Below are 272 nucleotides of genomic sequence, written 5' to 3' on the forward strand. Positions count from 1 at the left end.
GTAGGAAGTACATCATCAATGAACTGTCCGGATACTACAATGAAAACTCCGGTAAAATCATCCGAGCGCTCCACTTGCTGCAATATCTGCTCGGGCAGCGTGACCACCAGGACACCTGCGGTTAGTTCATGCTCTTTCAGATTGATGCGTATCCGGCAATGCCCTTTCAGGCAAAGTGTCAGGCAAGACGCATTCAGACGCGTAGGGTAACCAAACAAGGGAATATCTCCTATATTGTCGAATATGGCAAAATCATTCCCGATAAAATCCAT

The 272-nt window shown here is 46.7% G+C and carries 1 protein-coding gene; it reads right to left on the minus strand.

Annotated elements, in window-relative coordinates; all coding sequences use genetic code 11:
• On the minus strand, positions 1–218 hold a 218-nt coding region (locus LJE11_RS19530; protein ID WP_227296449.1), incomplete at its 3' end, for a hypothetical protein.
• Positions 219–272: the final 54 nt, after the last annotated feature.

Origin of the sequence: Blautia sp. DFI.1.216, from assembly GCF_020594215.1 — a bacterium.
Lineage (GTDB): Bacteria > Bacillota > Clostridia > Lachnospirales > Lachnospiraceae > Blautia_A > Blautia_A wexlerae.